The organism is Delftia sp. DS1230 (genome assembly GCF_040112715.1).
Lineage (GTDB): Bacteria > Pseudomonadota > Gammaproteobacteria > Burkholderiales > Burkholderiaceae_C > Comamonas > Comamonas tsuruhatensis.
Genome location: NZ_CP157763.1, coordinates 3,323,174 through 3,333,128 on the forward strand (window position 1 = coordinate 3,323,174; position 9,955 = coordinate 3,333,128).

At 63.9% G+C, this 9,955-nt stretch carries 15 protein-coding genes; 2 read left to right on the forward strand and 13 right to left on the reverse strand.

Translation table 11 applies throughout. The features are described 5' to 3' along the window. Nucleotides 1-26: 26 nt before the first annotated feature. From AAN986_RS14910 to AAN986_RS14970, 13 genes are all read right to left on the reverse strand, one after another. On the reverse strand, nt 27-572 hold the full coding sequence (locus tag AAN986_RS14910; RefSeq protein WP_349335324.1) for a hypothetical protein: 546 nt from the start codon (nt 570-572) through the stop codon (nt 27-29). Further along, a complete protein-coding gene (locus AAN986_RS14915) occupies nt 569-1,090 on the reverse strand; it encodes a hypothetical protein (protein ID WP_349335325.1) in 522 nt (173 codons plus the stop codon). Before AAN986_RS14915 ends, AAN986_RS14910 begins: the two co-directional genes overlap by 4 nt. Continuing rightward, nucleotides 1,081-1,362, reverse strand: coding sequence for a hypothetical protein (locus AAN986_RS14920; RefSeq protein WP_133073508.1), 282 nt, complete (start codon nt 1,360-1,362; stop codon nt 1,081-1,083). Before AAN986_RS14920 ends, AAN986_RS14915 begins: the two co-directional genes overlap by 10 nt. 5 nt (nt 1,363-1,367) lie before the next feature. After that, nucleotides 1,368-1,625, reverse strand: a complete 258-nt coding sequence (locus AAN986_RS14925; protein ID WP_349335326.1) for a hypothetical protein — start codon at nt 1,623-1,625, stop codon at nt 1,368-1,370. Beyond that, entirely contained in the window at nt 1,618-1,938 is a 321-nt protein-coding gene (locus tag AAN986_RS14930) for a DUF4406 domain-containing protein (protein WP_026062991.1), read from the reverse strand. Before AAN986_RS14930 ends, AAN986_RS14925 begins: the two co-directional genes overlap by 8 nt. Then, nucleotides 1,935-2,423, reverse strand: a complete 489-nt coding sequence (locus tag AAN986_RS14935) for a hypothetical protein (RefSeq protein ID WP_349335327.1) — start codon at nt 2,421-2,423, stop codon at nt 1,935-1,937. Before AAN986_RS14935 ends, AAN986_RS14930 begins: the two co-directional genes overlap by 4 nt. Beyond that, the gene (locus AAN986_RS14940) at nt 2,399-2,626 is read right to left on the reverse strand and encodes a hypothetical protein (RefSeq protein ID WP_349335328.1); all 228 of its coding nucleotides are present in this window, start codon (nt 2,624-2,626) and stop codon (nt 2,399-2,401) included. Before AAN986_RS14940 ends, AAN986_RS14935 begins: the two co-directional genes overlap by 25 nt. Next, the gene (locus AAN986_RS14945; RefSeq protein ID WP_349335329.1) at nt 2,607-3,113 is read right to left on the reverse strand and encodes a hypothetical protein; all 507 of its coding nucleotides are present in this window, start codon (nt 3,111-3,113) and stop codon (nt 2,607-2,609) included. Before AAN986_RS14945 ends, AAN986_RS14940 begins: the two co-directional genes overlap by 20 nt. Next, nucleotides 3,110-3,892: a hypothetical protein gene (locus tag AAN986_RS14950; protein WP_016454791.1), complete on the reverse strand. Its 783-nt coding sequence runs from the start codon at nt 3,890-3,892 to the stop codon at nt 3,110-3,112. Before AAN986_RS14950 ends, AAN986_RS14945 begins: the two co-directional genes overlap by 4 nt. Next, on the reverse strand, nt 3,885-4,892 hold the full coding sequence (locus AAN986_RS14955; RefSeq protein WP_349335330.1) for a hypothetical protein: 1,008 nt from the start codon (nt 4,890-4,892) through the stop codon (nt 3,885-3,887). Before AAN986_RS14955 ends, AAN986_RS14950 begins: the two co-directional genes overlap by 8 nt. Continuing rightward, entirely contained in the window at nt 4,889-5,593 is a 705-nt protein-coding gene (locus tag AAN986_RS14960; protein ID WP_349335331.1) for a phage antirepressor KilAC domain-containing protein, read from the reverse strand. The genes AAN986_RS14955 and AAN986_RS14960 overlap by 4 nt, the downstream gene beginning before the upstream one ends. Continuing rightward, a complete protein-coding gene (locus AAN986_RS14965; RefSeq protein ID WP_349335332.1) occupies nt 5,590-6,015 on the reverse strand; it encodes a hypothetical protein in 426 nt (141 codons plus the stop codon). Before AAN986_RS14965 ends, AAN986_RS14960 begins: the two co-directional genes overlap by 4 nt. A gap of 69 nt (nt 6,016-6,084) precedes the next feature. Continuing rightward, nucleotides 6,085-6,489, reverse strand: coding sequence for a hypothetical protein (locus AAN986_RS14970; RefSeq protein WP_349335333.1), 405 nt, complete (start codon nt 6,487-6,489; stop codon nt 6,085-6,087). 306 nt (nt 6,490-6,795) lie between these two features. Between AAN986_RS14970 and AAN986_RS14975 the strand changes: the two genes are divergently transcribed. Together AAN986_RS14975 and AAN986_RS14980 are read left to right on the forward strand one after the other, a co-directional pair. Then, nucleotides 6,796-7,170, forward strand: a complete 375-nt coding sequence (locus AAN986_RS14975; protein ID WP_349335334.1) for a hypothetical protein — start codon at nt 6,796-6,798, stop codon at nt 7,168-7,170. Between the two features lie 2,371 nt (nt 7,171-9,541). Continuing rightward, entirely contained in the window at nt 9,542-9,853 is a 312-nt protein-coding gene (locus tag AAN986_RS14980; RefSeq protein ID WP_349335335.1) for a hypothetical protein, read from the forward strand. Nucleotides 9,854-9,955 lie beyond the last annotated feature (102 nt).

Genomic DNA, 9,955 nt, shown 5'->3' on the forward strand with positions numbered 1-9,955 from the left:
GCCTCAGCCACAGGCGTGCATTTCCACTAATCTATTTCCAGCTCAGTCTGACGCTCGTCACCTTGCCTTGTTTTTTTCAGGCCCCTTACCTCACGCTCTAGTGCGCGTCGTTTAGAAATCTCCACCAGCAACTGGTCCTGCAATTCCGTGACACGCGTCAGCGCCGTGTGCTCGAGTGCAACGCCTGCCAATCCTTGGCCAAGCCGCGCGGCCTCAGGCCGAACCAGGTGCAGCACATGATCTCCAATTTCCACCATGGTCCGGCCATCGTTGAGGTGCACGATGACCACATCCCGAGCAGGCCCATGCTGGTGCACCGGGCGGTAGCACTGCTTCACCGCCGAGATCATTCCCTCGCCGCGCAGCACCTTGATGCGGTCGTCCACTGTGGTGAGGTTCAGGCCCGTCATCTTGTGGATGCGGTCGCGCGTGGGCTCCTCGCCTGCTTCGTGTAACTGGCGGATTGCCTCGTAGACCTGCGTCAGCGTGGGCACGGCCTCGACCGCGCCCGTGTCCGGATTGCCGCCGGCTGTCTTGTGGATGTGGATGGTGCTGGTGGTGGCTTGGTTCATGCGGGTTCGCTCCAGAGTGGCAGGCGTTGTGGCCATTGGCCGGATTGAAGAATCGTGTGGCGGGTGATGCGGCCCCATTCGAGTCCGTATTCCCTGTGTGCTTCGCGGCCACCGTCAACAAGGCGGTATTGGTCGTATGCGACGTGGCAGCCCTCGATGTCGGGGCGCGTGCAGCACAGTGGGAAGCCGGTGCGGTCATCCGTCTTCAGGCCCATGCCCTTTCCGAGGTTCAGGTGGGCGTGCTGGCTGTAGTCAGCGATGCCGCACCAGATGCAAGGCAGCGCGGCGACGGCGCGGCGGTAGGCTTCGCATTCCAGGATCTCGGCCTTGGGCAAGACCAAGCCCGTGCTGGCTGCACCCATCACCACGATGCTGGTGCATGCCAAGCCGGCAGTGGCGCGGGCACTGTCCATGGCGCGGGCCGCGCGCTGCGCCAGGCGCTCTTCGCGGTCCAGATTGCCGGTGCCTGCCACAGGCCATGGACTCTTGGACTTGAACGGCCTGCGTGTCAGCGCCATGGATGCGCCTCCCGCCAAGCATCCAGACGGTTCATTACCTCCCACGGGAAGGTGTCGAAGACGCCGCCGGTGGGCAACGCAGGGCGGACAGGGCAACGCTGATACAGGATGCTTGCCCCGTTCAACGCTGCCCGCGTCAGCGCGGCCTCGCCCTCTGGATTGGGGTCAGCCATCAGCGCATCCACCAAAGGCCGCCACGAAGGGTGAAGGATGAAGCTGGGCCTGCTGGTCGGGCGGTCGATCAGTTCTCGGGCCATTTCGGAGACGAGCATTACCCTCATCGGACATCCCCTTCAACATCGACCTGCACCAGGAAGCCGTGGTCGCCCATCACGCACACACGCGTGGGGCCGTACTGTTCCAGGCGGCAGCAGCGGTTTTCCGACCAGACGGAGAAGCGGTAGCGCCCCAGGATATCGGGGCCTTCAATGCGCTCGCGCATTGCGGCGCCACGCCACAGGGGCGGGTGCAGGGGCGCGGCGCGCACGGGGCCGCGCTGGCCACGGCGCGGAAGGTCGGGGCGGAAATCAAGCATGTGCACCGCCCTCCCCTGCGCTGGCATCGAAGTCCTGCACCTCCAGACCCAGCACGCGCGCCACAAAGCTCTCCAACCGGGCGCCGCGCGACTGCTTCCAGCCCGGCAGCCGGTGCACGGCATCGCAGGTGCAAAGCTGCGGCAGCGCCAGACGCATGTAGCCGGCCCAGCTGCCGCACGCTGGCGCGGGATTCTCCGCAGGGTTCTCGACGTGGTGGCCCTGGGCGCGCAGCACGGCGGCCGCGCGGTTGAAGGCCGGGTAGTTGAACTCTGGCAGGCCTGTCATCGGGCCGGCGATGTAGATGCGCTTCATGGCCGGGCCCTCCGGAAGGACCACGCGATCATTGCGGCGTCACGCTGGTGCTGATTGCTGCGGCCGGCCCAGCCGGTCAGGCGGCTGAAGGTGGCGGCATCGATCTTTGCACCGTGGGCGCTGCCGGCCTTCGCGCTGGGAGCCATACCGAAGCAGGCAATGCCGAGGCTGGCGCACAGGGTCTCGATCAGCACGCACCATGCGTCGATCTCGCCCACGTTGCGCGCCATCTTGGCCCGCGCCGCGGCACTGCCCTGGCCGGTCCACGTCTTCCGTGCCTTGCGGCTGTCCTCGAAGATCACCAGCGTGGGCGCCCTGCCCTGCAGCGTCTGCAGGATCTGCGCTGGCGCAATCTCCTCCAGCGCCTGCAGCTGGCCATCCACGATCCAGGCCAAGCCCGTATGCTTGCCCGGGTCCATGCCCAGCACCGTGATCGGGCCTTGGTGGCCAGCCGGCACCGTCACGCGCGGGGCGGCGGGCGCCACGCGAGCGCCTGCAGCTGCTGCACCACCTGCTGCTCGATGTCCACGAACAGCCGGGACTCGTCCCTTTCCAGCTCCCTGGCCCTGGCCTTGACGTACTCCCACCACCCGGGTTGCTGGGCCAGCTTGACGAGGTGCGCCACGGCTGCCGCGCTGAGATTGATTTGATGTTGCTGCCATTGATGTTCAGACGACGATGAATTCATGGGTGTCGCTGCCGTGGCTGTTGACCAGCAGCTCGCGCAGGCGGCGTTCGGTGGCGCGGTGCGCGCGAATGAAGGTACGGGCCGGGATCACCTCCAGCACCTGGCCGTAGGCCTCGCCGAACTCGACCAGGTGGCCCAGCTGCACGGCGTTCAGGCGCATCTCCTGTCCGTGGCCGTGCTTGCGGCCCAGGTCCACGACGGCCGCCAAGGCATCAGCAAACAGGCTCTGGGCCTCGGGCTCGGTGAAGACGCCCATGCCCAGCAGCGTTTCGGACAGGTTCGTGGCGTCGGCCAGGTCGCGCCAGTGCTGCACGGTCGGGGATGCGTAGCCCACGGCATGCACTGCGGCCAGGACTGCAGCAGCCAGGGGCTCGCGCTTGCGCTGGTGCAGCGGCTGCCGTTCGCTGGCCGATAGCTCCTGTGCCAGCGTGTAGGTGTAGGGCAGCCGCAGGTAGTCGCGGCTCACGGCGGAATGGATGGCGCTCATGGCTGGCTCCCCTGCTGGTGCTGCGCCACGGCCGCGGCAGCGCGGCGCTTGGCCTGACTCAGGCGCATGCGGCCGGCGCGGGCCTGGACCTGCACGGGCGTGAAACGTGCGGCCTTGAGTGCAAAGGCTTCGCGCAGGGTGGCCAGCTTGGACAGCACCTCACGCTTCGGGCCGCTGGGCATGGACTCAGGCGCCGGCAGCGCCAGGGCGGCGCGCGGGGCCGGCAGCTGCAGCTGCTCGCGCAGGTCGTCAGTCAGGCCCTCCAGCCCGCCCGGCAGCCTGCCTGCCGTGATGGCTTCCTGCACCGCGCGCGTGCGGGCTTCGGGGTCGTGCCCCAGGCTGACCTGAACCACAGGACGGCGGCGCAGTGCACGGGCCTCGCCGGTGATCCTGCCGTAGGCCTCGATGAAGGCCTGCCGGGCGCCGAACTTGTCGCCGGCATCCAGCAGCGGCGCGGCCACGGCCCAGGCCTGGGCGATCTCATCGGTCCACACCACAGTGGCCTGCTGGTCAGCGCTGGTCAGGGCCAGGGCGTAGGCCTCGGCCGGCAGCATCCGGCCCATGGCGTGGTCCACGTACTGCAGCACGGTGCCGGTGAGGATCGGGCCGCGATGCTCGGCGCGGATGCGGGCCAGGGCCAGGCGCAGCACAGGCTTGTCGATGTGGGCCAGGTCTTCCGCCAGCAGCAGTAGCGCGGCAGGCCGGACCTGCTGGCCGCTCAGCTCCATCGTGGCGCCCAGCTCCTCCAGCAGCCAGTCGGTGGCGTGGGGGTCAGACATCGATCACCTCCCCCTGGCCTTGTTCGGCACCCGCGCCTGCGGCCTGGGCAGCGCCTGCACGCTCGCGCATCAGCCGCTTGGCTTCTTCGATGGCGCCAGCGTTCGCGCTGGTCTGGTCGGCTTGGCGGGCCTGTGTGCTGGTCATCCCAACGCCGGTCTGGCACTGCGTTGCCCACTTCTCAGCGTTCTGCTGCAGCAGGCGGACGGGGTGCATCTCCCGGACGATGAAGTCTTCCTGCACACGGCGCACGTAGTGCACGGCGATGCGGGGGGCGACCTCGGCGCCAACACGGTCGATGAAGTTGCAGATCTGGCCGCCCACCGTCTGGTTCCAGACGGGCCAGCTGCGATACCGGCCCTCGTAGGCAATGGCGTATGCGATCCAGGTCTTGTGGGACTTGGTGTCCGGACCGGGGTAGCGCAGCTCAGCAGGGATCTCGTGGATGGTCCCGTTGGGTGCCGTCACACGCATCGGCTCAGCAGCAGCGTGGGGGGCTTCAGCCCCCGGCGCAATACTCTCTGCTGTAGTCTCTGAAGTAGTCTTACTTAGTTTAGATTGCGGGTTTCCTGCAGACCTGTTTGCAGCTTTCCCGCGAACCTGTTTGCGGGTTTTCTGCGAACCTGTTTGCGGGGTTCCAGCATCCTTGATTGCAGGATTCCTGCAATCTTGTTTGCAGGGGGTGTCCAGGCCTTCCAACTGGCTCACCAGCGCATCGATGCTGACTCGGAAATACAGCTTGGCGGGGATACCCCGGCGAGCCTCTTCCATGAGCCCCAGCGACAGCAGCTTCTTGCGGGCGGTCTCCTGCTCAGTGCGGCTCAGGCCGGTTTCATCCTCCCACTCCACCTGCGTCTTGAAGAACCAGCCATCGTCGTCAGAACCACGGTTGGCCCAATACACAGCCTGGGAGAGCATCAGCGCGCCAGTGATGCCAGCGCCAAGGTGAACGAACGAGCGCTGGAAGGCGATTGGGCGGTCCAGCATGGAAGCGAGATTCATGCACGCTCCCCTTGTGCCAGGCGGGCCTGGTGCTGGCCCCACAGGCCGGCAATCCACGTCACGCCCTTGCTTGTGAACTTGGCCTGCGTGAAGGCGTGGTCGCTGTGCTGGGCATGGCCAGCCTTCACCACGAAACGGCCCGCGTCCAGGTGCTGGGCCAGCGGAGTCAGCCGGCCGCCCAGGTGGTACATCACCTTGTTGTCCAGCAGAAAGGCCCGGAAGCGCTCCTCGTTCGCGCGCAGCAGCTTGCAGACCTGGCGGAAGCCCATGGCCCCGGTCTCGGCAGATGCGAAGCGGTCCACGAATTCAACCTTGGGCGCGGCCAGTGCCAGCGCGGCCTGCTGCTGCTCGATCTGCTCGGCCTGCTCCAGTGCCAGGCGCAGCGCCTCCTTCATGGTGCGTGGGACCGCCGGCGCGGCCTGGGCTTCCAGCTCCTGCCAGCGGTCCACCAGGCGCGCGGTGAACTCAGGAGACAGCTGCGCCACCACGACATAGCTGTCGCGTTTGCACAGTTGGTAGACGCTCACGGTTTGGCCGAGGTGGTTCCGAACTTCCTGCAACGCAGGGAGTTGGATCACGCCGCGCGCGCCCAGGCGCTCGATGGAGATCTTCACGTTGTCGTGGCGGGACTCCACCAGCGCGGCGATTTCTTCGCTGCTCATGGTCAGCACGGCGGCGGAAATTGCTGTGATCGCGTTCATCGGGCATGCCCTCCGAATTCGGGGGCCCCAAAGGGTCCTATGAGCGACTGCAGTCGGCTGGCAGACTGCTCCTCATGCATCAACTTCTCAGCCACCATCTGCCGATAGCTGCGCTCCCAGGTCATCACGTAGATGGCATCGCGCAGCACCGTGGAGGTGTCCGTGCCCTTCAGCACGCAGTTGCGGCGGAACTGCTCGGCCGTGGATTCGTCCACCTTGGTCTTGAGCTGGATGTCCAGCTTGCCCAGCGGGCCTGCAACGCCGCGCGCAAACATGGGCGCGCCAGCGTCTTCATCCAATTGGTCCTGGACACGCGCCAGCACGCGCTCGGCCTGCTCTGCGTCGAGGTCGGCCAGGATCACCTGGATCGCCCTGAATGCAGCCGCTTCAGCCCGGCTCAGCTTTTCGTGGGTGTCACGCATGCGGGACTACTCCTAGGAATGAATGAGAGGGATTGGCAGCAGGCATGGGAGGATGGGAATCCCACCCACCTACCCCTGCTGCTCGCCGCCGGTGTCGCGGCCAATCGAGAACAGGCGCGCGGCCTCTTCACGGGTCAGGCGCAGCTCAGCGAAGCCCACCTTGATGACGATGCGGTCCTCAAGGTCGGTGATGGAGATGGCGCGCCGGCTCAACGAGGAAGGTGCGTCGGGGAACTCGGAGAAGCTCCATGTGACCTCGCCCTCTGCAGCCCCCATACGCTTTTCCTGCGCCTCGTAGGTGCCCACCACAGCAGGAGTCACCGGCGCGGACCCCGCCGTCTGAAAGGCTTCGTAGTAGGCGATTTCAGACTCCCAGCGCTGCAGGGCTGTATTGCGGTGGCGCTGCAGGGCGCTGTGCAGGCGCTGCTGGTGCGGCAACGGGCCGGGACGCTTGACGGTGCGAGGCTTATGCATGGCCCTGCTCCTGGGGGGTGGGCTGTGCAGGTCGACGCCGTTTGCCCGGCTTTGACATTCGCCCAACAACGCCCATCACGCGGTCCGTTGTGGCTTGCGGAAGCTCATCGGGCCAGAGGTAGATGGTCTGAACCGCTCGATAGCCCATCGCTTCAGCAGCCTTCTTGGGGGTTCCGCCGAGCAGCTCGATAGCACGTTCTTTTTTCATACTTGATTGTAAACATGTTTACAGATCAGCACGCAACCGAATTTACACACCAAGGATTAAGGTGCGTCATGCTTTACGGGGAACGTCTACTTCAAGCCATGCAGAAGCGTTCGGAAACGCTTGGGCGTGAGATCGAACGCAAGGACGTTGCCAACGCGGCAGGCACGTCTGTTCAAAACATAGGCATGATCTTGACCAACGCCAAGGGCCGGGATCAGAAGCTCCGAACCGAGGCGCACGACAAAGTTGCCGCTTATCTGAAGGTGAATTCCAGGTGGCTGCTTACTGGCGAAGGTCAGATGGAGCAGACTCCCACGATCAGCGCTCCATCAGAGCTAACACCTGCCGCTGTTGAGCTGGGCGTGCTTTTTGACATGATCCCGCAGTCGGACAAGCTCAGTCGAGCAAAGGCATTCAACGCAGCGAGCACTGCCATCATGCAAGTGCTGCAAGACGTGTCCGCCAAGCCTTAAGCAGCTCCTCGTTCGGGAAGATCAAGGCTTTTACGCCCTGAGTCGTCAACTCGCGAATCCACCCCTCAATCTCTGCTTCAGCTTCACACGCACTTCGCACTCTGACGAGCGTGCGCCCTTCAGCCGCGTCCGAAAGTACTGTGTTTCCATACATGTAGCAATCATAGCCGTGACCAAAGATGTCCCACAAGCGGAATCTTCCGGACAAGTAAAAATGGCTTTTTTGTAAACTCATCTACAAATAATTGAACATCCATATGTAAACATGTTTACAATAATTTCCAACGACTCGGCACCGCACATGCGGACAGGCAGGGAAGTTGGGCACCACGGCATCGACCGGGCAAGCCCCGGTCTTTCACAAGTTGCACGCCGATGTTGCTTGCCCCACCCGAGGGGCATTCGTCCGGCGCAATGGTGCTCCTGGGCATGGGCCAGGTCAGCGCGCCGCGTCTCCGCGCGGTTGCCAGTCCGTCAAAGCACGGTTCACGGCATAGGGAAGGAACTGCGGACGTGATGCCCTGTAGAGAGTCGCGGGAGGCAGTGAAGGGTGCGCGCCAGCGCATCTGGAGCCGACGATGGAACACCGCCCGGGCATTCCAGTGACGAACGCAGTGAGATGACACCACGGAGCAAATAAACGGTGCGGCATGTTGATGCCGCGCAGCTGCTACCAGATGCAGCAGCCCCTGGCTCCGGCCAGGTCCACCAAGAAAGCGCGCACCTTGCCTACCAGGGGCGGCACGTTGAAGCTGGGCAAGGAGCAAGTTCCAGATTGAAGCCGCAGCGCGCTTTCTTGATGGCCAATCGTGACAGGCATTTGCCCGCCTGCAAGCAGTGAAAATCTAGCCACCGTCGATAGAGGGAAGCCGGGGCTTACACGGCATGCCATCATCCTTACCCTGGCCACGGGGTCGCAGAGGCCTCGCAAGCCGCAGCAGGTGGAAGCCCTGCACTTTCTTTACAAGCCGTAAAGCATTTCTTAAGAATCAGCCCTCATACTGCCTTCCACCAGATTCCGCCGAGCCCGGGAGACTTCTCCTCCCTCCCTCTCAAATCCCTTCCCCGGGCGCGCCAACACGGCATCGGCATTTTTCTTCCAAGGCCCGCAGCTTCACCGCTCGCGGGCCTTTTCGTCTGGGGACCGGGGACGCTCGCACGGACCCCAAAAAACAAAACCCGCCGAGGCGGGTTCTGGAGTTCAGCAGTTGCCCTTCTTGGCTTGGCCAGGCGGGCAACCGTGAGGATGGCTCTTGTACCCGCCACGGTAGCCATCGTCATACACAGCACAGCCGCCGAGAACAAAGACCGCAACGGCCATGGCGAAAGCGATTTTCATGTGTGACCCTTTCATAGAGTTGCGGGCAACAGTCTAAGAGCGCCGCTTCTTGGCGCATGTAAACCATTGTTGGCGACTCTGGCCTGGAAGCGCTTGCATCACGCATGCATGTGGCCCCTTAAGGGGCCGCCACAGGCACAAGGATGCTCCGCTCCCACTTTCCTCCCGCGTCCCACGCGGACACCTTGTCCAAGAAATTCATACAGGCAGGGCTTGTCGGACCTACATGACCAACCTGTCTTTGCTCGCAAGCAGAGGCCTCACAACAAGCTGAAATAGCGTCTGTCCCAAGCCCTGCAAAACCCTGCTGATGGAGGTAAGCATGAGTCAAGTTGTGCCCAGTGAGTCTTTCAATCCAGACCCGGATGCTCGCTATCACAGGAGCCTATTGGATGCTTTTCCGGTAAGGGGCAGCTACCAGCTCATACAGCTGCGAAGCAGGAGATCTCGCAGTCCCTTCCGACGTTTTTCGAAGGCTTTTTCTCGGGCGATTCGCACGCTTTTTCAATGACTTGAGGAGGATTGTGATGCGGCATATTTTCCTAACATTTTTCTGGTCTGTGGTGACCCTCATCTCTCTCTACGTCGCTGTGTTGGCCGGACCAATGTTCCCGGTCACAAGTTGAACCTCGGTTGACTACCGGGCCTATGGCTGACTCATGGTTCTCCTGGAATTCATAGGCACGCCCTGAAAGGGCACCGGACTCTTTCTTCCTCGCGCCTGCACCGTGCGGGCATTGGCAAGCTCTCAGCAACACTGACGGCTTGTGTTTTTGTGGGGTCCGCCTCGTGCGGCATTGGCCCGCCTTGCAGCAATGCAGGGCGGGCTATTTTTTGGGAATTCATCGTGAGATTCAGATTCAACCGCCTGCGCGGCGAACGCGGCCGCGTCGCATATGAGCCGCAGACCTATGCGGACTGGCGCGAAGAAGAGCGCCTCATCGCCGAGCAGGAGGTCCAGCGCCTGCAGCGGCAAGCAGCCACCACCCCGATCCCGCCCTCTGGCGGGATTGCTGTTTCTGGAGAGCCCAAATGCAACGAGTGATCCCATCCGAGCCCTTCAATCCCGATCCCGATGCGCGCTTTCTCCGCGAGGCCTCGCGTCCTGGCCCTGTTTCCGAGCCGGGCCCAGCGCCCACGCATGGTGGCTGGCTGCTGCTGTGCTTTGTCCTGCTGGTGGCCCTGGCTCTCAGCGCATGTGCCGATGCTGGCGCGGCCCAGGATCCCGTGCCCAGCGCAGCGGACGTGCAGCGCGCGCACAGCGCCGCCCAGGCCTGCCCGCCCGGTCATGCAGTCGTGTGGACCGGCCCGCAATCGATGGAATGCCTACGCGAGCTCCCATGACCAAACTCCTCGGCTTTTTCCTCTGGTCGGCCTTCTCGGCCGCCGGTTTTGCTGCTGCGGTCGCCATCTCCGGAGCACCCCTTTTCTGAACCTGGAGCACCA